The sequence below is a fragment of the Methylobacterium sp. NPDC097929 genome (genome assembly GCF_049543375.1).
In the GTDB taxonomy this organism is placed as follows: domain Bacteria; phylum Pseudomonadota; class Alphaproteobacteria; order Rhizobiales; family Beijerinckiaceae; genus Methylobacterium.
On sequence record NZ_JBMVEP010000001.1, the window covers coordinates 440,693 to 464,093 of the forward strand.

Annotated in this window: 19 protein-coding genes; 7 read left to right on the forward strand and 12 right to left on the reverse strand. The window is 72.0% G+C overall.

Annotation, left to right across the window (positions count from 1 at the left end):
• Window positions 1-61: 61 nt before the first annotated feature.
• The 4 genes from ACPCJR_RS02035 to dusB all read right to left on the reverse strand — a co-directional run bounded on the left by ACPCJR_RS02035 (window position 62) and on the right by dusB (window position 5,641).
• Window positions 62-1,699, reverse strand: a complete 1,638-nt coding sequence (locus tag ACPCJR_RS02035) for a DEAD/DEAH box helicase (protein WP_391510927.1) — start codon at window positions 1,697-1,699, stop codon at window positions 62-64.
• A gap of 291 nt (window positions 1,700-1,990) precedes the next feature.
• Window positions 1,991-3,466, reverse strand: a complete 1,476-nt coding sequence (gene ntrC / locus ACPCJR_RS02040) for a nitrogen regulation protein NR(I) (RefSeq protein WP_110350005.1) — start codon at window positions 3,464-3,466, stop codon at window positions 1,991-1,993.
• 10 nt (window positions 3,467-3,476) lie between these two features.
• On the reverse strand, window positions 3,477-4,610 hold the full coding sequence (locus ACPCJR_RS02045) for a two-component system sensor histidine kinase NtrB (RefSeq protein ID WP_391510926.1): 1,134 nt from the start codon (window positions 4,608-4,610) through the stop codon (window positions 3,477-3,479).
• Window positions 4,610-5,641: a tRNA dihydrouridine synthase DusB gene (gene dusB, locus ACPCJR_RS02050; RefSeq protein ID WP_391510925.1), complete on the reverse strand. Its 1,032-nt coding sequence runs from the start codon at window positions 5,639-5,641 to the stop codon at window positions 4,610-4,612. Before dusB ends, ACPCJR_RS02045 begins: the two co-directional genes overlap by 1 nt.
• Before the next feature lie 211 nt (window positions 5,642-5,852).
• Here dusB and ACPCJR_RS02055 point away from each other — a divergent pair, with 211 nt between their 5' ends.
• Window positions 5,853-7,175 (forward strand): bifunctional 2-C-methyl-D-erythritol 4-phosphate cytidylyltransferase/2-C-methyl-D-erythritol 2,4-cyclodiphosphate synthase, encoded by a 1,323-nt coding sequence (locus ACPCJR_RS02055; RefSeq protein ID WP_391510924.1) that lies wholly within the window; start codon window positions 5,853-5,855, stop codon window positions 7,173-7,175.
• Window positions 7,172-7,723 carry a CinA family protein gene (locus ACPCJR_RS02060; RefSeq protein ID WP_391510923.1) on the forward strand — a complete coding sequence of 184 codons (552 nt, stop codon included), beginning with the start codon at window positions 7,172-7,174 and terminating at the stop codon, window positions 7,721-7,723. The genes ACPCJR_RS02055 and ACPCJR_RS02060 overlap by 4 nt, the downstream gene beginning before the upstream one ends.
• 62 nt (window positions 7,724-7,785) lie before the next feature.
• Here ACPCJR_RS02060 and ACPCJR_RS02065 read toward each other — a convergent pair whose 3' ends face one another.
• The 8 genes from ACPCJR_RS02065 to ACPCJR_RS02100 all read right to left on the reverse strand — a co-directional run bounded on the left by ACPCJR_RS02065 (window position 7,786) and on the right by ACPCJR_RS02100 (window position 18,043).
• On the reverse strand, window positions 7,786-10,029 hold the full coding sequence (locus ACPCJR_RS02065; RefSeq protein WP_391510922.1) for a xanthine dehydrogenase family protein molybdopterin-binding subunit: 2,244 nt from the start codon (window positions 10,027-10,029) through the stop codon (window positions 7,786-7,788).
• Window positions 10,022-11,074 carry an FAD binding domain-containing protein gene (locus tag ACPCJR_RS02070; RefSeq protein ID WP_391510921.1) on the reverse strand — a complete coding sequence of 351 codons (1,053 nt, stop codon included), beginning with the start codon at window positions 11,072-11,074 and terminating at the stop codon, window positions 10,022-10,024. Before ACPCJR_RS02070 ends, ACPCJR_RS02065 begins: the two co-directional genes overlap by 8 nt.
• Window positions 11,071-11,568: a (2Fe-2S)-binding protein gene (locus tag ACPCJR_RS02075; protein ID WP_391510920.1), complete on the reverse strand. Its 498-nt coding sequence runs from the start codon at window positions 11,566-11,568 to the stop codon at window positions 11,071-11,073. Before ACPCJR_RS02075 ends, ACPCJR_RS02070 begins: the two co-directional genes overlap by 4 nt.
• A gap of 229 nt (window positions 11,569-11,797) precedes the next feature.
• Window positions 11,798-12,184 carry a CopM family metallochaperone gene (gene copM / locus ACPCJR_RS02080; protein ID WP_391510919.1) on the reverse strand — a complete coding sequence of 129 codons (387 nt, stop codon included), beginning with the start codon at window positions 12,182-12,184 and terminating at the stop codon, window positions 11,798-11,800.
• A gap of 25 nt (window positions 12,185-12,209) precedes the next feature.
• Window positions 12,210-12,593, reverse strand: coding sequence for a hypothetical protein (locus ACPCJR_RS02085; protein ID WP_391510918.1), 384 nt, complete (start codon window positions 12,591-12,593; stop codon window positions 12,210-12,212).
• A 21-nt stretch (window positions 12,594-12,614) separates the two neighbouring features.
• Window positions 12,615-15,791, reverse strand: coding sequence for an efflux RND transporter permease subunit (locus ACPCJR_RS02090; protein ID WP_391510917.1), 3,177 nt, complete (start codon window positions 15,789-15,791; stop codon window positions 12,615-12,617).
• A gap of 12 nt (window positions 15,792-15,803) precedes the next feature.
• Window positions 15,804-17,525 carry an efflux RND transporter periplasmic adaptor subunit gene (locus ACPCJR_RS02095; protein WP_391510915.1) on the reverse strand — a complete coding sequence of 574 codons (1,722 nt, stop codon included), beginning with the start codon at window positions 17,523-17,525 and terminating at the stop codon, window positions 15,804-15,806.
• 71 nt (window positions 17,526-17,596) lie between these two features.
• Window positions 17,597-18,043 (reverse strand): hypothetical protein, encoded by a 447-nt coding sequence (locus tag ACPCJR_RS02100; protein WP_391510914.1) that lies wholly within the window; start codon window positions 18,041-18,043, stop codon window positions 17,597-17,599.
• A gap of 393 nt (window positions 18,044-18,436) precedes the next feature.
• Here ACPCJR_RS02100 and ACPCJR_RS02105 point away from each other — a divergent pair, with 393 nt between their 5' ends.
• The 5 genes from ACPCJR_RS02105 to ACPCJR_RS02125 all read left to right on the forward strand — a co-directional run bounded on the left by ACPCJR_RS02105 (window position 18,437) and on the right by ACPCJR_RS02125 (window position 23,340).
• Window positions 18,437-18,925: a MucR family transcriptional regulator gene (locus ACPCJR_RS02105; RefSeq protein ID WP_391510913.1), complete on the forward strand. Its 489-nt coding sequence runs from the start codon at window positions 18,437-18,439 to the stop codon at window positions 18,923-18,925.
• Window positions 18,926-19,068: 143 nt separating this feature from the next.
• On the forward strand, window positions 19,069-19,566 hold the full coding sequence (locus ACPCJR_RS02110; RefSeq protein ID WP_391510912.1) for a chemotaxis protein CheW: 498 nt from the start codon (window positions 19,069-19,071) through the stop codon (window positions 19,564-19,566).
• An 11-nt stretch (window positions 19,567-19,577) separates the two neighbouring features.
• Window positions 19,578-21,017: a CheR family methyltransferase gene (locus tag ACPCJR_RS02115; RefSeq protein ID WP_391510911.1), complete on the forward strand. Its 1,440-nt coding sequence runs from the start codon at window positions 19,578-19,580 to the stop codon at window positions 21,015-21,017.
• Between the two features lie 12 nt (window positions 21,018-21,029).
• Window positions 21,030-21,590, forward strand: a complete 561-nt coding sequence (locus tag ACPCJR_RS02120) for a chemotaxis protein CheW (protein WP_391510910.1) — start codon at window positions 21,030-21,032, stop codon at window positions 21,588-21,590.
• Window positions 21,591-21,639: 49 nt separating this feature from the next.
• The gene (locus ACPCJR_RS02125; RefSeq protein WP_391510909.1) at window positions 21,640-23,340 is read left to right on the forward strand and encodes a methyl-accepting chemotaxis protein; all 1,701 of its coding nucleotides are present in this window, start codon (window positions 21,640-21,642) and stop codon (window positions 23,338-23,340) included.
• The last annotated feature ends 61 nt before the right edge of the window (window positions 23,341-23,401 follow it).

A 23,401-nucleotide genomic window follows, 5' to 3' on the forward strand; every position in this document is an offset into this window, starting at 1 on the left:
TGATGCGGGGCCACAACAGTGTGGCGAAATTAATACGAATCGCCACCGCGGGCGGCGGCCGTCAGGCAGCGAGGCTGCCCCAGCGGCGCAGATCGCGAAACCGTCTTCCGTCGGAAAAGCGCACGGTCACACTCTCGCTCAGGCGTCCCGCCGCGTCGATCTTCAGCGCTTCCGGGCGCTCCAGCTCGTCCGCGCGCTCCAGGGCGGCGGCGACGCTCATCGGCACCGGCTCGGCCCCTCCGAAGGCGCGCCACCACAGCACCGCCTTCTCCCGGGCATGACCGGAATGCTCCAGGCAGACCTCGACGCGGCAGCCGCCGCCGAGCCAGCGCAGCGAGACCTCGAGACGGTCCGGCCCGGACCCGCCGGGGCCGCGCCCGAGCCGCCAGGACACGACCTCCCGCCAAACCGAGATCGCCTCGGACAGGATCGGCAGCGCATCCTCCGCGCTCGCGGCGTGGGGCGCCTCCGCGTCCTCCGTCTCGGGTTCGACCCAGCAAGCCTCGCAGGTGCTGGCATTCAGGGCGATCAGCGCCCCGCAGCCGGGGCAGGGCTTGGCCCGCGCCATTCCCGCCATGGCCGGGCCGAGGGCGACGCTGCGGGCGGTGACGGCATCGACCGGCCCGTGCATCCGCACCAGCCCGGCGTAGTCGAGCACGATCGCGTCGGCCTTGCCCGAAGCGCGGCGCAGGGCGCGCCCGACCTGCTGCACGTAGAGACCGGCCGACTGGGTCGGGCGCAGCAGCGCGATCAGGTCGACCTCCGGCACGTTGAAGCCGGTCGAGAGCACGCCGACCGAGGTGAGGCAGCGGATCTTGCCTGCGCGGAAGTCGCGCACGATGCGGTCGCGCTCGCGCTTGCCCATCTCGCCGGTCACGGTTTCGCAGACGACGCCCTCCGCCCGGATCGCGTCGCGCACGGCGCCGGCGTGGCTCACCCCGGCGCAGAAGGCGAGCCAGGCCCGCCGCTCCCGGCCGTAGCCGATCATCTCCTCGACCGCGGCGCGGGTGATCCATTCGCGGTTGACCGCGGCTTCGAGGGCCGAGGGCACGTAGTCGCCGCCGCGCTTGGGCACGCCCGACACGTCGAGGGCGAGCGCGGTCGCCTTGCAGATCAGCGGCGCGAGGTAACCCTGGTGGATCAGGTCGCCGACGAGGGATTCGTAGACGATCCGTTCGAAGACGCGGCCCTCGCCCTCGTCGAGCCGGCCCGAATCGAGCCGGTAGGGCGTGGCGGTGAAGCCCGCGACCTTGAGATCCGGGTTGCCCGCCCGTGCGGCGGCAAGGAAGCGGCCGTAGCCGGTCTCCCCCGAGCGGGGCACGAGATGGGCCTCGTCGATGACGATGAGATCGATCGCGCCGAACAGCTCGGCCCGGTCGCGCACCGACTGGATCGAGCAGAACACGACCTGCGCCCGGGCCTCGCGCCGCCCGACGCCCGCGGAGAAGATGCCGGCGGGCGCTCCCGGCCAGTAGGCCAGCAACGCGCCGTGGTTCTGCACCACGAGTTCGCGCACATGGGTGAGCACGCAGATGCGTGCATTCGGCGCCCGGTCCAGCCATTCGCGGATCAGGGCGGCGATGACGAGCGCCTTGCCCGCGCCGGTCGGAAGCACGACGAGACCGGGCCCGCCGCCCTGATCCCAATGCCGGTCGAGCGCGTCGAGGGCGGCGCGCTGGTACTCTCGGAGGCGCAGCATGGCGCGCCTTTAGCGAAGCGCGGCCGTGGAGAACAGAGGGAGAATGCGGTGGTGACGGGTCACGCAGGGCTGCCGGATCGCCTCAACCGATGCCTTTTTTGGATTGAACGCCTTGGGTCTGGCCTGCTTTCGTCATCTCGAGGCGGAAGCCGAAGCGATCCAGGGCGCGACATGTCCAGAGACGTCGCGCCCTGGATTGCCACGGCTTCGCCTCGCAATGACGACACAGGCTGAACGGATCAGCCGGAAGTCGAATGCCACCTCGCGATCCCAGCGACGATGCAGGTGGCCTCACCGGGAGGTGCGGAACACCTGCAGGTCGAGATCGCGCACCTTCTTGCGCAGGGTGTTGCGGTTGACGCCCAGCAGCTCCGCCGCGCGGATCTGGTTGCCGCGGGTGGCGGCCAGAGCCGCCCCGATCAGCGGGCCTTCGATCTCGCGCAGGATGCGGTGGTAGAGCCCGGGCGGGGGCAGGGTGTCGCGGTAGCCGGAAAAATAGTCGGCGAGGTGCCGCTCGACCGCGCCGGACAGCGTTTCGCTGTCGGAGGCCCCGTTTGCGTTTTTGCGGGCTGCGCCGCTGCCGTTGGCGGCGCTGGGCTGGGCCAGCGGCAGGGTGTCGAGTTCCGCCTCGATCACCGGGCCGGTGATGGTCTCCTGCGGGTAGAGCGCCGCCAGCCGGCGGACGAGGTTTTCTAACTCGCGCACGTTGCCGGGCCAGCGGTAGCGCTTGAGCCGCTCCATGGCGTCGGCGTCGAGGGTTTTCCGGGTCAGGCCCTCGCGCTCCACCAGCACGAAGAAGTGGCGGATCAGGTCCGGCACGTCCTCGGCGCGCTCGCGCAGGGCCGGAAGGCGCAAGGGAACGACGTTGAGGCGGAAGAACAGATCCTCGCGGAAGATGCCCTGCTGGATCGAGACGCGCAGATCCTTGTTGGTCGCGGCGATGATGCGCACGTTGGTCTTGATCGGCACGCGCCCGCCGACGGTGGTGTACTCGCCCTGCTGAAGCACGCGCAGCAGGCGGGTCTGCGCCTCCATCGGCATGTCGCCGATCTCGTCGAGGAAGAGCGTGCCGCCCTCCGCCTGCTCGAAGCGCCCGGCCGAGCGGGAGAGCGCCCCGGTGAAGGCGCCCTTCTCGTGGCCGAAGAGTTCGGATTCGATCAGGTCGCGCGGGATCGCCGCCATGTTGACGGGCACGAACGGGCCGGTGCGGCGGCGTCCGTAATCGTGCAGCGCGCGGGCGACGAGCTCCTTGCCGGTTCCCGACTCGCCCGTGATCATCACGGTGAGGTCGGTGGGCATCAGGCGGGCGAGCGCCCGGTAGATCTCCTGCATGGCGGGCGAGCGGCCGACCAGCGGAATGTCCTCGTTCTCGGGGCCCGCACCGGGGGCGGGCGCCCCGCGGGGCCGCGACAGGGCGCGGCCGACGATGGCGGTCAGCTCCTTCAGGTCGAAGGGCTTGGGCAGGTACTCGTAGGCGCCCCGCTCCGAGGCGCGGATCGCGGTCATGAAGGTGTTCTGCGCGCTCATCACGATGATCGGCAGTTCCGGCCGCACCCGCTTGATGCGGGGCAGCAGGTCGAAGACGTTCTCGTCGGGCATCACCACGTCGGTGATGACGAGATCGCCCTCGCCCTGGGCGACCCAGCGCCAGAGCGTCGAGCAATTCGACGTGGTGCGCACCTCGTACCCGGCCCTGGACAGGGCCTGGTTCAGCACGGTGCGGATGGCGGCGTCGTCGTCCGCGACGATGATGTGGCCGTTGGGCATGGCTCTCGACTCAGCGCTCCGCGGCCGATTCACGCCCGTCGCGGGCGCTCGACATCGGCAGCAGGATCCGGAAGGCGGTGCGGCGGGGAACGGGATCGCATTCGACGATGCCCCCATGGTCGCCGACGATCTTGGCCACCAATGCAAGTCCGAGGCCGGACCCCTGCGCCTTGGTGGTGACGAAGGGGTCGAACAGGTCGGACAGCATGTCGGGCGGGATGCCCGGCCCGTTGTCGCGCACCGCGACCTCGATGGGCAGGCTGACGCGCTCGCGCGAGCCGGGGATCTGCAGGCGCAGGCCGGTGCGGAACGCGGTGGAAAGGGTGATCTCGCCCTCGACCGTGTCCGTGCCGATCGCCTCCGCCGCGTTCTTCACGAGGTTGAGGATCACTTGGATCAGCTGGTCCCGGTTGCCGAGCACGGGCGGCAGGGACGGGTCGTAATTCTCGATGAAGCGGATGTGCCGGGCGAAACCGGATTGCGCCGAGCGCTTCACCTGATCCAGCACGCCGTGGACGTTGACGGGGCCGCGCTCGACCGGACGCTCGTCGCCGAACAGCTCCATGCGCTCGACGATGCGCACGATCCGGTCGGATTCGTCGCAGATCAGGCGGGTGAGGAGCCGATCCTCCTCGTCGCTCTCCTGCTCCAGCAGCTGCGCCGCGCCGCGGATTCCGGCGAGCGGGTTCTTGATCTCGTGGGCGAGCATGGCACCGAGCGCGATCATCGAGCGGGCGGCGCCGCGATGGGTCAGCTGCCGGTTCATCTTGTCGGCGATGGTGCGCTCCTGGAGCATCAGCACCACCGAGTCGTCCTCGTCGCGCAGGGGCGTGGCGAAGACGTCGACGCTGCGCTCCTGGCCCGAGCGGGGCTGGACCAGCTCGACCCGGTATTCCGAGACGGAGGATCGGCGCCGCCGCACCTCGGTGACGAGGGCGATGATCGGCGAGGAGAAGGGAATGATGTCGCGCAGGCGGCCGCGCAGCATCAGCCGGGCGGAGGCGTCGAAGAACAGTTCGGCGGCGTGGTTGACCCGCAGGATGCGCTCGTCTGGCCCGATGGTGAGCACCGGCAGCGGCAGGGAGTTCAGCACCGCCTCGGTCGGCGGCAGGGCTTCGGGGGCGGGCTCGTCGGAAAAGGGCATCAGGCCGCCTCGCCGAGGGACGCGTCCGCCCTGGCCGGTTCGAGGAATGCGCGCCGCAGGAGGCGCAGCGCCTCCGCCGGATCGGAGGTGGTGACAAGGCGCCGCCGGTCCTCGGGGGTGAGGGCACCCGCGCCGGCCGCGTCGGCATAGGCCGCAAGATGCTTGCGGGCGTGGCGCACGCCCATCGCCGCGCCGTAGAGCGCGATCAGCCCCTGGTAATGCGCGGCCGCGACCTCTGCCCGCGCCGCGCGGGAGAGCGGCACCACGGCGCGGCCGGCAAGCCCGGCGGCGATCTCGCCGACGAGCCAGGGCCGGCCCACCGCGGCGCGCCCGACCATCACGCCGGCCGCGCCCGATTGCGCGAGGCAGGCGCGGGCCTCCTCCAGGGAGGTGACGTCGCCGTTGGCGATCACGGGGATGCCCACCGCCTCGACCACCGGCCGGATCGCCGACCAATCGGCCCGGCCCTTGTAGAATTGCTGGCGGGTGCGGCCGTGGACGGTGACGCCGTTCAGCCCGAGCGCTTCGGCCCGGCGGGCGAGTTCGGGCGCGTTGAGGCTGGCGTGATCCCAGCCCAGGCGCATCTTCACCGTCACCGGGACGGCGACGGCCCCGCGCACGGCGGCGAGCAGGCGGGCGGCGTGATCGAGGTCGCGCATCAGGGCCGAGCCGGATTCGCCCCCCGTCACGGTCTTGGCCGGGCAGCCCATGTTGACGTCGATGGCGTCCGCCCCGTTCGCCACGGCGATGCGCGCGGCCTCGGCCATCGGCTCGGGGGCGCAGCCGGCGAGCTGGACGACGTGCGGGTTCACCCCGGCGCCCTCCGCCCGCACCCGGGATTCGGCGTCGCCCTTCGCGAGTTCGGCCGCCGCGACCATCTCGGAGACGACGGCGCTCGCTCCGAGCCTCTGCGCGAGGCGGCGCATGTGGAGATCGGTGACGCCCGACAGGGGCGCCAGCAGGACGGGCGGGCCCGCCGCCTCCCGATCAGCCCCTACGCGCAGAGAGCTCAAATAATGGTCAGGTGTCATTGTGCACAATAAGTAGCCAAAAGACGGAAGGACGCAAGCGTTGCTTTCGCGCAATCCCCCATGCGTTCCGAGCATTCGGCCGCGATGGCCGCGAAGATCGGATGGGTCATGGGGGTCGGCGGCCGTTCGGCGTTTGCCTCGCGCGCGGGAACCGCACTAAGAGCGCGAAACCCGCCATCCCTCTCCCGTGTCTGCAGTTCGAGGCCCGAGCATGTCCGATCCCACCGCGCTTGAGCCGGGCAGCCGAATCGTGGCCGCCGTGGTGGTGGCGGCCGGCAAGGGCCTGCGCGTCGGCGGCGACCTGCCCAAGCAGTACCGCCGCGTCGGCGGCCGGGCGGTGCTGACCCGGACGCTCGCCGCCCTGGCGGGCTCGGCGCAGATCGCTCGCATCCAGCCCGTGATCGCGGCCGACGCGCAGGACTTCTACCGCGAATGCCTCGCCGAGCTCGAACCAGCCCTGCGGGCGAAGCTGGCCGAGCCGGTGCCGGGCGGGGCGACCCGCCAGCAATCGGTGCGGGCCGGCCTCGAAGGTCTGGCGCGTGAGCAAGTGCCCGACCTCGTGCTGGTCCACGACGCCGCCCGGCCCTTCGTCGACGAGGGGTTGATCGCCCGCGCCGTGGCGGCCGGCGATGCCCACGGGGCGGCGGTGCCGGGCGTGGCCGTCACCGACACGATCAAGCGGGTCGAGGCGATCGCGCCGGGAATCGGCCGCGTCCACGAGACGCCGGCCCGCGAGGCCCTGCGCGCCGTGCAGACGCCGCAGAGCTTCCGCTTCGGCGCCCTGCTCGACGCCCACCGCCGGGCCGTGGACGCGGAGCAGGACGGCTTCACCGATGACGGGGCGCTGGCCGAATGGGCAGGGCTGTCGGTCGTGGTGTTCGAGGGCGATGCCCGCAACCGGAAGATCACCCAGGCTGCCGACCTGATCGAGGCGGACCGGGCTTTCTCCGGCCGGGCTTCCGCCGACAGCGCCGCCGCGATATCTGAGGAACCCATGACGACCTACGTGACCCGCCTCGGCACCGGCTTCGACGTTCACGCCTTCACGGAGGGCGACCATGTCTGGCTCGGCGGCGTGAAGATCCCGGCCGACCGGGGCGTGCTCGCCCATTCCGACGGCGACGTGGCACTGCACGCGCTCACCGACGCGCTGCTCGGCGCGATCGCCGACGGCGACATCGGCACCCACTTCCCGCCCTCCGACGAGAAGTGGCGCGGGGCGGCCTCCGACCAGTTCCTCGCCCATGCCTGCGCGCTGGTGCGCGCGCGGGGCGGCAAGATCGACCATCTCGACGTGACCGTGCTGGCGGAGGCGCCGCGCATCGGCCAGCATCGCGAGGCGATCCGCGCCCGCATCGCCGAGGTGGCGGGCGTGCCGCTCTCCTCGGTGTCCATCAAGGCGACGACCACGGAAAAACTCGGCTTCGTCGGCCGTGCCGAGGGCCTCGCCGCCCAGGCCGCCGCCACGGTGCGGCTGCCGGAGGTCTGCGCCGAGCTGGAGACCGAGGCCGAGACTGCCGAGCGCCGCTCGTGATCGCCGACGCCGCGTTGCTCGCCCGCGCCGAGGCGCTGGTGCGGGCCTACGCGGCGGCCGGCAAGAGAATCGCGACCGCCGAATCCTGCACCGGCGGTCTCGTGGCCGGATGGCTCACCGCCGTGCCCGGCTCCTCGGCGGTGGTCGAGCGCGGCTTCGTCACCTATTCCAACGAGGCCAAGGCCGAATCCATCGGCGTGCCCATGGCCCTGATCGCGGAGCACGGCGCGGTGAGCGAACCGGTCGCCCGCGCCATGGTGGAGGGCGCGCTCGCGGCCTCGCGGGCCGACGTGGCGGTCTCGATCACCGGAATCGCCGGGCCGGGCGGCGGCAGCGCCGGGAAGCCGGTCGGCCTGGTGCATTTCGGACTCGCCGCACGGAACGCGCCGACCCGCCACGTCGAGCGGCGCTTCGGCGATCCGGGCCGGGCGGAGATCCGGCGGCTGTCGGTGGCGGAGGCGTTAGGCCTTCTCGACGAGGCGCTTGGGACGTCCCATCAGCGCGAGCCCTCAGGCGAAGCGATCCAGGAGCGCGACATCCCAAGATAGTGCGGCGCGCTGGACCGCTTCGGCCCCGCCTCGCGACGACGAGAGGAGGCCGACCGTCCTCGTCAGCCCAGCAGCCGGTCGAGCGTGATCGGCGTCCTGCGCACCCGAACACCCGTCGCGTGATAGACCGCGTTGGCGATCGCGCCCGCCGTGCCGGTGATGCCGATCTCGCCCACGCCCTTGATGCCGAGCGGGTTCACGTGCGGATCGTGCTCCTCCACGAGAATCGCCTCGATGGAGGGCACGTCGGCGTTCACCGGCACATGGTACTCGCCGAGATTGGCGTTCATCACCCGGCCCGAGCGGGGATCGACGACGGCGTGCTCGTGCAGGGCGAAGGACACGCCCCAGATCATCCCGCCGTAATATTGGCTCTGGACGAGGCGCGGATTGACGATCCGCCCCGCGGCGAAGGCGCCGACGAGGCGCGTCACACGGATCTGCCCGAGATCGGGGTCGACGCTGACCTCGGCGAAGACCGCGCCGTGGGCGTGCATGGCGTAGGCCTCGCGCGCCGCCGGATCGGCCGAGGCCTGACCCTGCGCCGAGACGGAGGCACGGCCGGCGCGAGACAGGATCTCGGAGAAGGATTCGCTGCGGCCCTCGTCGTCCCGGCGCACCAGCCGGCCGCCCCGGGCGTAGACGCCCGCATTGCCGGCGCCGTAGAGGGCCGAGCGCTCGTCGCCCGTGGCGAGGTCCGACAGTTGCGCCAGCACGGCCGCCGCCGCCGCGTGGATCGCCGAGCCGGCGGTCGCCGTGTGGGCCGAGCCGCCGGCGATGCCGGCATTCGGCAGGTCGGAGGTCCCGCTCTGGAAATCGAGCCGGTCGAGATCAATCCCGAGCCCGTCGGCGGCAATCTGGGCCAGGGCGGTCCAGGCACCCTGACCCATGTCGTGGGCGCCGAGCGCCATGGTGCCGGTGCCGTCGGCGCGGATCTCGGCCCGTGCTTCGGCCTGCATCATCAGGGCCGGGAACAGGGCGGTGCCGACGCCGTAGCCGACGAGCCGTCCGGCAGCATCGCGCATGGAGCGGGGCGTCGGCGCGCGCTTGTCCCAGCCGAAGCGGGCCGCTCCTTGCGCGTAGCAGTCCCGCAAGGCCTTCGAGGAGAAGGGCCGGCCCGAGATCGGCTCGGCTTCGGCGTAGTTCCTCAGGCGGAAGTCCAGCGGGTCGAGGCCGCAGGCCTCCGCCATCTCGTCGATGGCGCCCTCCAGCGCCACGCTGCCCGAGGCCTCGCCGGGCGCCCGCATGAACAGCGGCGTGCCGATATCGACCCGCACGCCCGAATGCCCCGTGGCGAGGGCGGGCGCGGCGTAGAGGTAGCGCGAGAGGGCGCTGGCCGGCTCGTAGAACTCATCGAAGCTGCTGGTGGCCGTCAGGGTGTGATGATCGAGGGCGGTGAGCGCGCCCGATCCATCGGTCCCGAGCCGCAAGGTCTGGCGGGTCTCGGCGCGGTGGCCGACGGGGCCGAACATCTGCTCCCGGCGCAGCACCAGCTTCACCGGACGACCGACGAGCTTGGCTGCCATCACGCCGAGCACCTGCGGCCCGGACAGGAAGCCCTTCGAGCCGAAGCCGCCGCCGAGGAAGGGCGAGCGGACCAAAATGTTCTTCGGATCGATGCCGAACAGCCCGGCCAGACGCAGCTTCGCCATGGCGAGCCCCTGGCTCGGCGTATCGACGACAAGGCGGTCGCCCTCCCAGCGCGCGACGACGGCGTGGGGCTCCAGCGCGTTGTGGTACTGCGCCGCCGTCTCGTAGACCGCCTCGACCCGGCGCTCGGCCCCGGCCAGCCCGGCCTCGATATCGCCGTGGGAGGCAGCGGTCTTGTCGCCCGCGCCGACAACGGGCGGCTCGTGCGGTTCGGCCACATCCAGGCCAATCCGGGCCGATTCCACCTCGTAGCGGGGCGCCAGCAGTTCGGCGCCCTCGGTGGCGGCTTCCAGAGTCTCGGCGATCACCACCGCGATGGGCTGGTGCGCGTAGCGGACCCGATCGCTCTGCAGCAGGTCGAGCCGGAACACGAAGGGGTTGTCCTTCGCGTCCGGGTCCTGGGCGAGCCGCGGCGCGTTGGCGCCCGTCATCACCTCGACCACGCCGGGATGGGCCTTGGCCGCAGCCACGTCGAGGCTCGCCACCCGGCCACGGGCGATGCGGCTGACCGCGACAACCGCGTGGAGAAGCCCCTCGGGCTTGTTGTCGGCGGCGTAGGTCGCCGCTCCCGTCACCTTCAGGAGGCCGTCGCGGCGCGTCAGCGGCTGGCCGATGCTCGACCCGTGCCGGGCCTGCTCGTAAGCGATATCAGGCATGAAGCGCATCTCCCGATGCAAAGGCGGAGGCCGGAAGCGCCGGCATGCGCGCGGGCGTGCCGGCGGCGGCAAGGCCGAGGGTCCGCACGATCAGGCGGCGGGCCAGTTCGATCTTGAAGGCGTTGTCGCCCGACGGTCGCGCCGCGGCCAGCGCCGCGTCGGCCGCCTCGCGAAACCGCGCCTCGGTGGGCTCGGCGCCGGACAGGACGGCTTCGGCCTCCCGCGCCCGCCAGGGCTTCAGCGCGACGCCGCCGAGCGCGAGGCGGGCCTCGGCGATCCGCCCGCCGTCGAGCCGCAGGGCGGCCGACGCCGAGACCACGGCAAAGGCGTAGGAGGTGCGGTCGCGGACCTTGAGGTAGCGGGAATGGCGGGCGAAGGCGGCAGCCTCCGCGGGCAGGTTCAGGGCGACGACGAGATCGCCCGGCTCCAGCACCGTTTCCCGCTCGGGCGCATCCCCGGGAAGGCGGTGGAAGGCCTCGAGCGGCACCGTGCGGGCGCCGGCCTTGCCCGCGATCTCGACGGTGGCATCGAGCGCCACCAGCGGCACGCAGAAGTCCGAGGGGTGAGTGGCGATGCAGTGCTCGCTCCAGCCGAGCACGGCGTGAAGCCGCGTCTCGCCGCCCCGCGCCTCGCAGCCGGCCCCGGGGTCGCGCTTGTTGCAGGCGCTGGCCGGGTCGTAGAAGTACGGGCAGCGGGTGCGCTGCATCAGGTTGCCGGCCACCGTCGCGGCGTTGCGCAACTGCGCCGAGGCGCCCGACAGGAGCGCTTCGGCCACCGACGGATGGGCCTCGGCGAAGCCGGCATCGTAGGCGAGGTCGCTGTTGCGCACGAGCGCGCCGACGCGGAACCCTCCGTCGGGCCGGTGCTCGATCCGGTCGAGCCCTGAGAGATGCGTCACGTCCACGAGGCGGGTGGGGCGGCTGATCCCGCCCTTCATCAGATCGAGGAGATTGGTGCCGGCCGCGAGATAGGCCGAGCCCGGCTCGGCGGCCGCGGCGACGGCCTCGGCGACGCTGCCGGGGCGCAGGTAGTCGAAGCGGTTCACGCGGCCTCTCCCTGTTCGGACGCGGCGAAGCGCGCCTGCGCGTCGAGGACGGCCTGGGTGATGCCAATATAGGCGCCGCAGCGGCAGAGATTGCCGCTCATGCCCTCGCGCACCCGCTCGGGATCGTCGCCCGCATGGCCCTCCCGGATCAGGCCGACGGCGCTCATGATCTGGCCGGGGGTGCAGAAGCCGCACTGGAAGCCGTCGTGCTCGATGAAGGCGGCCTGGACCGGATGCAGCGCGTCGCCCCGCGCCAACCCCTCGATGGTCAGCACCTCGGCCCCGTCGAGGCTGATCGCGAGCGAGAGGCAGGCATTCACCCGCCGCCCATTCACCAGCACCGTGCAGGCGCCGCACTGCCCCCGGTCGCAGCCCTTCTTGGAGCCGGTGAGACCGAGGCGCTCGCGCAACAGGTCGAGGAGGGTGACGCGCGGATCGTCGAGGTCGATGGCGCGGGTCTCACCGTTGACGGTGAGCGTCAGGCTCAAGCTCATGGACTCGCTTCCTGTCTGGAAGCGTTTCAATTAGCCCGGCCTTTTGGCTCGGCCAGTGCGACCGCTTGAGCGAATGATGGGCGGTCCCGGCCCCGCGCCGTCAGCTCGCCACTTCGTGACGGATCGAAGCGTTCGCGGCGGGTCGAGGGACATCGCAAGTCCATGCGCCGCCGGATGCCTTCGGCTCCGCCTCGCCATGACGAGTCGAACAGTGCGACCGTAAGCGGCGTCACTTCGCCTTCGCAGCTTCCTTCCTCTTCAGGAAAGTCTGCATCTGCGCGATCTCGGTGTCCTGCGCCTTGATGATGTCTTCGGCGAGCTTCCGGATCTCGGGGTCCTTCGAATGTTCGAGGGCGACCCTCGCCATGGCGACGGCGCCGCGATGGTGCGGGATCATCCCGCGCACGAAATCGAGATCAACGTCGTTGGAGTAGCGGATGTCCATCTCGCGGTGCATGCGCGCATCGGCATCGCGGAAGGCCTTGGTCGCGGGCGTGTCGCCGGGCGCGACGGTGCTTCGGCCGTGCCCGTGATGGTCGTGGCGATGCGCGTCCTGGGCGAGCGCCGGGACGGCGAGCAGGCAGGCGAGAAGGGCGGTGCGGAGGGTCGTCGTCATCGGCGGTGTCCTTGAATAAATGCGATCAATCGAAGCGGGCATTGGCCGTGGTGCCGTCCGGGGCGGTGATCCGCACGGCGCCGGAGGGCTGCTCGCCAAGGGCCGCCTCCGCCCGGCCGACGAGCCGGCCGCCTTCGGGGGCGAGGGGCACCCGCGCGGCCTTGGCGCCGGATTTGAGAATCGCCACGGCCTTGAAACCCTCGACCGGCAGCGGCTTGCCGTTTCCGTCGCTGAGATAGACCGCGACGGCCTCGCCCTTCGTCACGAGCTCGGCATGCCACGCGCCGGCTCCCTCGATCCGGCCGCCATTGGGACCCGGTGCGTGGTCGTGGCCGTCGTGCTGGGCGACGGCCGGGGTTGCGAGCAGGGTCAGGGCCAGGAACAGGCCGCTGCGTGTCGCGCGGATCATCGATCGTCTCCGTCAGTAGGGTCAGAAGGCCTCGCGCACGGGCGCGCGCAGGCTGTCGGGGGTGGCGGGCGCGTGCAGCCGGGCGAAGGCACGGCCGCCGAACATCAGCACGAGGACCGGGGTCAGCACCGCGTCGAGCAGGGTCGCGCTCATCAGGCCGCCGAAGATCGTCACCGCGACCGGGTGCAGGATCTCCTTGCCCGGCGCCGTGCCGTCGACGAGCAGCGGCACCAGGGCGATGCCGGCCGAGAGCGCGGTCATCAGCACCGGGGTCATCCGCTCCAGGCTCGCCCGGATCACGAGGGCCGGCCCGAGCGGCAGCCCCTCGCCGAGGCTCAGATTCAGCATGTGGCTGATCTTGAGGATGCCGTTGCGTGCGACGATGCCGGTGAGCGTCACGAAGCCGATCATTGAGGCGACCGAGAGCGGCAGGCCCGCGATCCAGAGCGCGGCGACGCTGCCGATCAGCGCGAGCGGCACGTTGCCCATCACGATGAGCGCCAGCGGCACCGAGCGGTAGCGCCCGTGCAGCAGGGCGAAGACGAGCGTGAGCGAGACGAGGCTGAGCAGCCCGATCGTGCGCGCCGCCTCGCCCTGCGCCTCGTAGGTGCCCTCGAGCCGCGCGCTGACGCCGTCGGGCAGACGCGTCCCGTCGATGACGCGGCGAATGCCGGCGACGATCGTGCCCATGTCCGTGCGGCCATCGGAATTGGCCTGGACGACGATGCGCCGCCGGCCGTTCTCGCGCAGGATCTGGTTCGGCCCGTCGGTCTCGCGGATGTCGGTGATCTCGCGGGCCGGGACCCAGCCCGAGGGCGTCTCGATCAGCAGGTCACCGAGCGCCTGCGGGCTGCGCCGGGCCTCCGGCAGGCGCAGGGTCACGTCGAAGCGGCGCGGCCCGTCGGCGATGGTCGAGAGGGTGCGCCCGTTGGCGAGCCGCGCGATCGTCTCGACGACGCCGGCCGGCGAGACGCCGTAGAGCGCGGCGCGGCCGTGATCGACCCGGATGTCGAGCTGCGGGATGCGCACCTGCCGCTCGACCTGGAGGTCGGTGACGCCGGGCACCTCCGCCGCGATTCTTTCGCGAAGGCCCTCGGCGGCGGAGCGCAGGGCGTCGAGGTCGTCGCCGAACAGCTTCAGGGCGATCTCGGCGCGCACGCCCGAGAGCATGTGGTCGAGCCGGTGCGAGATCGGCTGGCCGACATTCACCGTCAGCGGCAGGACCGCCAGCCTCTCGCGAATCTCGGCGATCACCGCCTCGCGGGGGCGCCCCGGCCTCAGCCGCACTTCGAGATCGGAGGAGTGGACGCCCTCGGCATGCTCGTCGAGTTCCGCCCGGCCCGTGCGGCGGCCGACGGTGACGACTTCCGGCAGGTCGAGGAGTAGCCGCTCGGCGATGGCGCCGACGCGGCTGCTCTCGGCGAGCGAGATGCCGGGCCGGAAGGTCGCGTTGATCGTCAGCGAGCCCTCGTTGAAGGACGGCAGGAAGGCGCGGGGCAATCGCGCCGCCGCCAGACCCGCGCCGACGACGCCGAGGACGACGACGGTGACCAGCACCCGCGGATGGGCCAGCGCGCGCTTGAGGAGCAGCGCGTTGCCGGCCTTGAGCCGACGCACCAGGGCGGGCTCGTGCTCGGCGAGCGACGTCATGCCGGGCAGGAGGTAGGAGGCGAGCACGGGCGTCAGCGTCACGGAGACGAGCAGGCTGGCCAGGATGGCGACGATGTAGGCCTGCCCCAGCGGCGCGAAGAGCCGCCCCTCGATGCCGGAGAGGGCGAAGAGCGGCACGAAGACGAGCACGATGATCGCGGTGGCGTAGACGATGCCCGACCGCACCTCGGCGGAGGCCGACACCACGACATCGAACACGCTTCGCGGCGAGCCCTCGGCCCGGTTCTCGCGCAATCTGCGAAAGATGTTCTCGACGTCGACCACGGCGTCATCGACCAACTCGCCGATGGCGATGGCGAGTCCCCCCAAGGTCATCGTGTTGATCGAGAAGCCGAGCAGCCAGAACACCACCGCGGTCGCGAGGATCGAGACGGGGATCGCGGTCAGCGAGATCAGGGTGGTGCGCGCGTTCATCAGGAAGGCGAACAGCACCAGCGCCACGACGGCGACGGCCTCCAGCAGAACCCGCTCCACGTTGGCGAGCGAGGCCTCGATGAAATCGGCCTGACGGAACAGGATCTTCCGGGCGTCCACGCCCGCGGGCAGGCTCGGCGCGATCTCCTCGAGCGCGGCCTCGACGGATTGCGTGAGCCGCACCGTGTCGATGCCGGGCTGCTTCTCGACCGAGAGGATGACCGCCGCCTCGCCGCGATAACCGCCGTCGCCGCGCTTGGGCCGGGGGGCGAAATCGACCTGCGCGATCTGGCGCAGGTAGACCCGGCCCTCGATCGCCGGGTTACCGGTGCCGAGCAGATCGGCCGCCGCGGTGGCACCCTGGGGACCCGCCGGGATCACGAGGTTGCGCAGATCCTCCAGGCTCAGGGTCCGGCCGATATTGCGGATCAGGATCTCGCGGGCATTGGCGTCGCTGAACCCTCCGCCGGCATTGGTGCCGAAGCCGGAGAGCGCGTTGGTCAGCGCCTCGGTGCTGACGCCGAGCGCGCGCATCGCGGCCGGGTTCGGGCTGACCCGGAACTGCCGCACCTCGCCGCCAATCGGGATCACCTGAGCCACGCCGGGAATGGAGAGAAGGCGCGGCCGAAGGGTGAAGTCGGCCGTCTCGCGCAGCTGCATCGGGCTCGACGCCTCGCCCGTCACCGCGACGAGGAGGATGCCGCCCATGATCGAGGCGACCGGCCCCATCTGCGGGGTGATCCCCGCCGGCAATTCCGAGCGGACCAGGGCGAGGCGCTCGGCCACGAACTGGCGGTCGCGGTAGAGGTCGGTCTCCCAGGCGAACTCGACGGTGACGATGGACAGGCCGGCGCTCGACACCGAGCGCACGCGGGTGACGCCGGGCAGGCCGTTCATCCGTGTCTCGATCGGGTAGGTGACGAGTTGCTCGACCTCCGGCGGGGCGTAACCCTCGGCCTCGGTCATCACCGTGACGGTGGGGCGGTTGAGATCGGGCAGCACGTCGACGGGCAGCCGGGTGAGGGCGAGCCCGCCCGCGAGGACGAGGGCGAGGCAGAGGGCCAGGACCAGCACCCGGTTGAGCAGGGCGCCGCGGACGAGGAGTGCGAACACGAGCCGGCTCCCTCAGCGGACCTGATCGAGCAGTTCGGCGCCCTGCACCACCACGCGCCGGCCCGGCGAGAGGCCGCCCGCCACGATGACGCGCTCGGCATCCAAGGGCTCGACCCGCACCAGGCGCGGCTCGAAGCGCTCGGCCGAGACGTGCTCGTAGACGATCGCGCCGCCCTCGGAGCGAACGACGCCGGAGCGGGGCACGGCGAGGCCCGCGGCCGCCTCGCCGGTCGGTGCCAGCACGGTGACGAACTGGCCGAGCCGCACGCCCTGACTGCCGCCGGTGACCGCGAACTGCACCGGCACCGCTTGATTGCGGTCGGCCAGACCCGCGCCGCGATAGGCGAGCGCCAAGCTGCGCCCGTCGGGCAGCCGGGCCGTGGCGGCGGCGCCGGGCTCCAGGCTCGCGAAGCTCAGCGCCTCGACGTAGAGACGGTCGGGATCGACGATGCGAAACACCATCGTGCCGGGAGCCGCCATCTGGCCGGCGACCGCCGCGCGCTCGGCGACCACGCCGTCCACGGGGGCGATCAGCTCCTCCGGCGCCCGGCGGATCGTGTCCAGGGCGGCGCGCCGGTCCTTGAGGCCGGTGAGTTCGGCCCGCGCGTCGTCGAGCGCCGTCTGGGCGACCGCGCCGGTCGCGGCCAGCCGCTCGTAGCGGCCGACCTTGCGCGCGACGATGGCGATCTGCTGGTCGAGATCCCCTTGGGTCTGGCGCATGTCGGACTGATCGACCGCCTGGACCGGCGGCGTCACCGTGGCGAGCACGTCCCCGCGCCGCACGCGGGTGCCGAGATTCGGGAAGCCGCCCGTCGGCGGGGCGAGGCGTCCGCCGACGGAGGATTGCACGACGCCGCTGGCGTTCGGATCGGCGATGACGCGGCCGGGCAGCTCGACCGTGCGGCGATGCTCGGCGAGGCCGGTCACGCCGGTGCGCAGGGCCAGCAGGCGCTGGGTCGATTTCGGCACGAACACCGCTCCGTCCGGCAAGCGTCGGGCGTGCTCGGCGCCCGGGAGGGCGGCCGGCGTCAGCGCCGCGCCCTGCACCGGCGCGGCCCCCGGAGCGTGCCCCTCGTGGGCCAGAGCGGCCCCCCCCAGGATCAGGGTCAGGGTGACGGCGAGGACGGCAAGGGCCGGCACGGCCCGCCGAGCGCGCAGGAGCATGATGACGGCCAGACCCAGCAGGAACCCGCCGGCGGCAGCGCCCACCGGCCCCTGATGGGTCAGGTGACGGCGCATGTTGGCGAGCCATGCAGGCGTCTCGGCCGACGAGGGAGACGCAGCGCCGGCGGCAGCCGCCGCGGACGGTTCCGGCAGGTGCAGGTCGAGGGCGAGCACGTCCGTCTCGCCCTCCGCGGTCACGGTGGCGAGCAGGTCGTGCCGGCGACTCCGGGCGAGCCAGGGCGCCGCGAGATCGTAGATGCCGTCACCCGCCGCCATGGCCTCGACCGGGCCGTCGGGCGTCTCGACCAGGACCGAGGCGCCGTTCACCGGGGCGTTCGTGGCGAAGCGATCGAGGTAGAGCCGGACCGTCTCGCGCCCCGCCACGGCGACGAGTTCGAAGGCGGACGAGGCGGCCTCGGCCCGCGGCGCCGCCTGCGAGGGCGGGGCCACCGGGGCGGCGGCGTGATCGTGGCCGTCATGAGCGAGGGACGGGCCGGCACCGAACGCCGCGGCGGCGAGCGCGAGCCGGACGGCCAGCGCCCGGAGCGCCGCCGAGAATGACTTGGACATGGGGAGACGACCTTCGCCCGCAGAGCATCGAGATCGCTCGGCGCAGACAGAGCACCGGGCGGGTTCGCGCGTCAGGCGAAGGGTTTGGGGGGCTCGGTCTGCGCCTCGGGCACGATGCCGGAGAAGAGCGGCCCGTCGCGGGCTGGAGCCCGGTCGCAGCGGGCCGGCAGCATCAGGCCGGGAGCGGCAGCGGGAGGGAGCCCCGTCGCGCAGCAGGAGGAGGGGCCATGCCCGCAGGCGCCGCCGGAGGCACAGGCCGGACAGGCGCAAGCGAGACGGGACGCATCGAGGACGGGCGAAACGGCCGACACCGCATGGGCCGAAAGATCGGCCGATAGACGCCGCTCGAGGGACGCCCCGAGATCCGGCGTCGGCGGGGAAGCGATGTCCGTCACGGCAGCGGTCGGCCCGTCATGGGCGTGACCCTCATGCGCCTGCGCGCCCGATGACATCAGCGTCGCGGCGATCATCACGATCACCGTCGCGAGCCAAAGCGCGAGGGAGCGGGCGGGCTTCATGGTGGAGGACGCATAGCACGCCGCGCCCGCGACAAACAGAGGTGGCGCTGGGGTCGCGACGTGTTGCTCCATGCCTTCATCCCACCCCCTCTCCAGTAGGCCCCTTTCCTGACCGCGATGGGGGACGAGGTGCAGCGTTCACGAGACCGTGTTCAGCCAGCGGCGATTCGGCTTCCCGGTGGCGCGCGAGAGGCGAGTTCCCACTCTGCTTCACGACTGGACCGTGCGAGCTTGCGCTGCATTTAACCTTGTACGCTTGGCTGCACGGGTTGGACTTGAGTGTTTCCCGCTCAATACCCACAACGCATACGTAGTTTTTACGTTTCACGCCTTGCATCTTTGCGCAACGCGTATGATCTTGCGCCGCGGGGGCCCTCGGAACGGACAAGCAGAATGACAGAAGAAAATCAAAGATCGTTCAACGATTTCGTAGAGTTGGCGAGCGACATCGTCTCGTCCTACGTGTCGAACAATTCAGTGCCCGCTTCCGAATTGCCGGCTCTGATCGTGAACGTCCACGCCGCCTTGACCGGTCTGAGCGGTCCCACCGCAGCGGCCACGCCCGTCGAGGAAGCGGTCGAGAAGCCGTCCGGCGCCCAGATCCGCAAGTCCGTCACGCCGGACGCGATCATCAGCTTCATCGACGGCAAGCCCTACAAGACGCTCAAGCGCCATCTGGGCACGCACGGGCTCGACCCGTATTCGTACCGTCAGCGCTACAGCCTGCCGAACGACTATCCGATGGTCGCCCCGAACTACGCCGCGCAGCGCTCGGCGCTGGCCAAGTCGATCGGCCTCGGCCGTCCCGGCGGTCGTGCGGAAGAGGCGGCGCCCGAGCCGGAGCCGGCTCCGAAGTCCCGCTCCCGCCAGAAGGTCGCCTGAAAGGCCCGTCGCGCGGGACGGCCGGACCGGCCGTTCGCGTCGATATGCGCAACCTTTGCCTTCGGCGGGCGTCAACCGCATGATCGAGTGACGAGCGGTGTTTCTGCGCCCGCCCCCGCGGCGCGCCGCCCGAAGGACATGCGATGGCGCGTCTGGCCACCCTTCTTCTGGACATCGCCGGCACGACCTGCGCGCTGCCGCGGGGTGAGATCCGCGAGATCCTCCCGCTGCCGCGCCTGCATGCGCCGCCGGCCGCGGGCGGCCCGCTCGCCGGCTTTCTCAACCTCGCCGGCGAGCCGGTCCCCGTCGTCGATCTGGCCGCCCTGTTCGCGCTGCGGGAGGCCGGGAGCGAGGATCCCTACCGTCACCTCATTCTCGCCCGCGCGGGCGACATCGCGCTTCTCGTGGACCGCGCCCTCGACCTCGTGCAGGTCGAGGAGGACGCCCTGCGGCCGGTCGAAGCCGCGCGCAGTCTCAACGGCTGCGTCGTCGGCGAGTTCGCCCGGGGCGAACGGCTCGTGCACCTCCTCTCGCTGGACCGCATCCTGACCCTTGAGGAGCGGGTGCGGCTCGAGGCGCTGACGCGGCAGGCGAAGACCCGGCTGTCCCGGTTCGGGCAGGACGAGGCGCGCGCCGTCTAGGGCTCCTCCCCGTGACCAGCCCCGCCGAGCGGAGCCGGCGCCCGAAAGGGACCCTGGCCGATCCGGACTTTCCGGCCCTGAAGCAGCGGGTGATCGCGCGCACCGGCCACAATTACTATGAGGACAAGGACGACCTGCTCTACGACCGCCTGCGCAAGCGCATGCGGGCCCGCGCGGTCGCCGATTGCGCCGCCTATCTTACGCTTCTGAACGGGGCCGCGGGCCGGGAGGAATGGGCGGCGCTCGAAGCCGAGATCACCATCGGTGAGACCTTCTTCTTCCGCTACGCCGAGCAGTTCGCGGCCCTGCGCCGGACGATCCTGCCGGACCTGATCGCCGCGCGGCGCTCCACCCGCACCCTGCGGATCTGGAGCGCGGGCTGCTCGACCGGAGCGGAGCCCTATTCCATCGCCATCCTCGTGCGCGACCTTCTGGGCGAGGCGCTCGGCGACTGGACCGTGACGATCCTCGGCACCGACATCAGCGCTGCGGCGCTGGCGACCGCCCGCGCCGCGGAATACGGCCCCTGGGCCCTGCGCACCCTCGACACGGAAGAGCGCGCCCGCTGGTTCCGCCGCACCCCCGCCCGGCCGGGCCTGCCGCAGGGAGGCTACGCCCTGCGCCAAGCCTTCCGCCCCATGGTGCGCTTCGAGCGGCAGAACCTGATGAGCCTGATCGACGGATCGGAGCGGATGCCCGGCGGCTTCGACCTGATCCTGTGCCGCAACGTGCTGATCTACTTCAGCGCCGAGCACGTGAACCGCATCGTGCGGGCTCTGTCGGAGCGCCTGACCCCGGAAGGATGGCTGCTGCTCGGCCATGCCGAGCCCAATCCCGCCTTCGCGCAATGGCTGAGCCCGGTCGCCCTGCCGGGCACGGTCGCCTACCGGCCGGCGGGAAGCGCGGTGCCGGCAGCGCCACCCATCCCTGTCCCCGTGCCCGTGTTCCTGCCCGCGGCACCGGCCGTCCTCCCGCCGGCGGAGCCGATCCTTCCGCCCCCGTCGGCACCGGCGCCGCTTCCGCCGCCGCCAGCACCCGCCAGCGAACTGCCCCTGTCGCCGGGCGACCTGCTCGCCGAGATCCGCGTGCTCGCCGATGCCGGGGAGACCGCCCGGGCCTGGCGCCGGCTGCAGGAGGAGATCGGCGGCTGCGCCACCGATCCGGCACTGCGCTACTACGAGGGGCTGCTCGCCCTCGATCTCGGGCGGGAGCGGGAGGCGGAGCGGGCGCTGCGGGGGGCGCTGTTCCTCGATCGCGGCTTCGTCATGGCCCATTTCCAGCTCGGCCTGCTGCTGGCCCGCGGCGGACGCCGGGCGGAGGCCGCCCGCGCTCTCGACAACGCGCTGCGCCTCGCGCAAGGACTGGCCCCCGAGACGGTTCTGCCGGAGGGCGACGGGGTGAGCGCGGCACGCTTGGTGGATGCGGCACGCCGCACGCTCGCCGGCCTTTAGCGGGAGCGACGCATGAAGATCGGCCTCACCGCCGCCGACCCGAAGGCGCGCACGGCCGCCCTGCTCGACACTCGCGCGGCGGCGCTCGCGGCCCGCTCCGCCGAGCAGGAGCAGGCGAAGGCCACGGCCGACTACCTCGTCTGCGCCTGCGGGGCGGAGCGCTACGGCGTGCCGCTGACGGCGGTCGCGGGCGTCGGTCCCGAGCCGGCCTGCACGGAACTCCCGGACGCGCCGCCGGCCCTGCGCGGCATCACGGCGTTGTCGGGAGCCATCGTCAGCGTGCTCGATCTCGCCGCCTGCCTCGGTCTCGACGGGACGTCGGAGCGCGGGGAAGCCCGAGGGCATCTCCTACGCCTGCGCGCCCAGGAGCCGCCGGTGGCGCTGGTGGTCGACCGGGTGCTCGGCATCGCGCGGATCGATGCCGCGATCGGACAGCGCTCGGCCGATCCGGAAAGCCTGGGACGCGGCCCGCTTCTGGGCTATGCACCGCCCGGCTCGGACCGGACCGGCGAACTCGTCGAGGGTTTCTCCCTCATCGATCTGCCGGCCCTGCTCGCCCGCACGCTCGCCTGAGCAACGGGTCTCGCCCGCTCTTCCCGCCCCTGCCGGAGCCCTGCCGCCCGTGTCGCTCTCGATCGGAAAACGCATCCTCCTCGGCTTCATCGCGGCGAGCCTGATCGTGGCGGCGCTCGGGGCCTACGCCCTGCGCCAGATCGGCAGCGTGCGCGACATGACCGACCTGATCGTCTCTCGCGACATCGGCGTGCTGCGCCAGCTCGACGATCTCGGCAACATCGCCCGCAACATGGGCCTCGTGCGCCGCAACGCGGTGATCGCGGTGCTGATCCAGCCGCAGGCGGGCCAACCGGCCACGGCGCCCGCCCGTCCGCAGGGGCGGCAGGAGGACTTCCTGGGAAGCTGGCGGCAGAACGTCACCGAGATCGAACGGCTGCTCAACCTGATCGGTGCGGAGGTGAAGGAGTACAAGGCGGGCGCCCTGTCCGCCGAGCGCCTGACCGCCTGGACGCGGCTGGGCGCCGTCGTCGAGGAGGTGAACGACGCCCTGCGCCAGGTCCGCGCTTCGAGCGAGGCGCAACTCCTGGCCGTCGATGCCCGCGACGTCGCCGCGGTCGAGGCCAAGAACGACGAGGTCAACCGCCTGCACGAAGGGCTCCTGCGCAGCATCTCCAACGCCCGCACGGCCCTCGACGGCGTGATCACGGCGGGCCAGCGCAGCGTGAGCGACATCTACGACAACAGCCGCCTCTCCGTGGCGATCACGGTCGGCGCCTCGATCCTTCTCTCGATTCTGGTGACGCTGCTGATCAGCCGGGCGGTGGTGCGCCCGCTGGAGGACGTGATGGGCTTCGTCGCGCGGATCGGCGCGGGCGACCTGACCGGACGGCTGGAGCGCACGGGCGACGACGAGATCGGACGCCTCGGCGCCACCCTCAACAGGATGGTGGCGGGGCTCGCCGACCTTGCCCGCACCAACCGCGCCGCCACCGCCGACCTCAACGCCGCCGCGGCCGAGATCCGCGCCTCGGCCCAGGAGCAGGCGGCCAGCGTCGAGGAGCAGTTCGCGGCCGTGCAGGAGACCGCGGCGACGGTGGACGAGATCACCCATTCGGGCGCGCAGATCTCGAAGCGGGCCACCGAGGTCATCGCCACCGCCCAGGCCGCGGCGCAGACGGCCCGCTCGGGCCTGCGCGCGGCCACCGACACGGCCAAGGCCATGGAGGCGATCCGCGAGCAGGGCGAGGCGGTGGCCGGCAACATCGTGGCGCTGAGCGAGAAGACGCAGGCGATCGGCGAGATCATCGTCACCGTCAACGACATCTCCGAGCGCACCCACCTGCTCGCGCTCAACGCCGCCATCGAGGCGGCGGCGGCCGGCGAGAGCGGGCGCAGCTTCGCCATCGTCGCCGCCGAGATGAAGCTCCTGGCCGATCAGGCCAAATCCGCGACCACGCAGGTGCGCGGCATCCTCGGCGAGATCCAGCGGGGCATCAACTCGTCGGTGATGCTGACGGAGGAGGCGGTCAAGCGGGCCGGCGCGGGCAAGACCCGCACCGATGCGACCGTTCGCACCATAGAGGAGATGGCCGCGCGGGTGGAGGAGGGGGTGCAGACCTTCCAGCAGATCGTAGCCTCCACCAACCAGCAGCAGCTCGGCATCGAGCAGGTGATGGGCGCCCTGCAGAACATCCGGCAGGCGAGCCAGCAGACCGCGGCCGGCACCCGCGAGGTGGAGACGGCCTCCGCCAACCTCACCGAACTGGCCCAGGGGCTGATGGCGCTCGCCGAGCGCTACCGGCTCTGACACGAGAGGGAGCGGCGAGCGCAGTGGGAACGGTGTGCGTGGGACAGTCGCGCCCGAACAG

Coding starts and splice junctions, on each gene's coding strand:
- ntrC (WP_110350005.1), bottom strand. CDS start 3,466: ATGCCCAACGGCCACATCATCGTCGCGGACGACGACGCCGCCATCCGC.
- ACPCJR_RS02045 (WP_391510926.1), bottom strand. CDS start 4,610: ATGCCCTTTTCCGACGAGCCCGCCCCCGAAGCCCTGCCGCCGACCGAG.
- ACPCJR_RS02120 (WP_391510910.1), top strand. CDS start 21,030: ATGAAGATCGGCCTCACCGCCGCCGACCCGAAGGCGCGCACGGCCGCC.
- ACPCJR_RS02075 (WP_391510920.1), bottom strand. CDS start 11,568: ATGAGCTTGAGCCTGACGCTCACCGTCAACGGTGAGACCCGCGCCATC.
- copM (WP_391510919.1), bottom strand. CDS start 12,184: ATGACGACGACCCTCCGCACCGCCCTTCTCGCCTGCCTGCTCGCCGTC.
- ACPCJR_RS02085 (WP_391510918.1), bottom strand. CDS start 12,593: ATGATCCGCGCGACACGCAGCGGCCTGTTCCTGGCCCTGACCCTGCTC.
- ACPCJR_RS02065 (WP_391510922.1), bottom strand. CDS start 10,029: ATGCCTGATATCGCTTACGAGCAGGCCCGGCACGGGTCGAGCATCGGC.
- ACPCJR_RS02055 (WP_391510924.1), top strand. CDS start 5,853: ATGTCCGATCCCACCGCGCTTGAGCCGGGCAGCCGAATCGTGGCCGCC.
- ACPCJR_RS02100 (WP_391510914.1), bottom strand. CDS start 18,043: ATGAAGCCCGCCCGCTCCCTCGCGCTTTGGCTCGCGACGGTGATCGTG.
- ACPCJR_RS02095 (WP_391510915.1), bottom strand. CDS start 17,525: ATGTCCAAGTCATTCTCGGCGGCGCTCCGGGCGCTGGCCGTCCGGCTC.
- ACPCJR_RS02110 (WP_391510912.1), top strand. CDS start 19,069: ATGGCGCGTCTGGCCACCCTTCTTCTGGACATCGCCGGCACGACCTGC.
- ACPCJR_RS02105 (WP_391510913.1), top strand. CDS start 18,437: ATGACAGAAGAAAATCAAAGATCGTTCAACGATTTCGTAGAGTTGGCG.
- dusB (WP_391510925.1), bottom strand. CDS start 5,641: ATGACACCTGACCATTATTTGAGCTCTCTGCGCGTAGGGGCTGATCGG.
- ACPCJR_RS02035 (WP_391510927.1), bottom strand. CDS start 1,699: ATGCTGCGCCTCCGAGAGTACCAGCGCGCCGCCCTCGACGCGCTCGAC.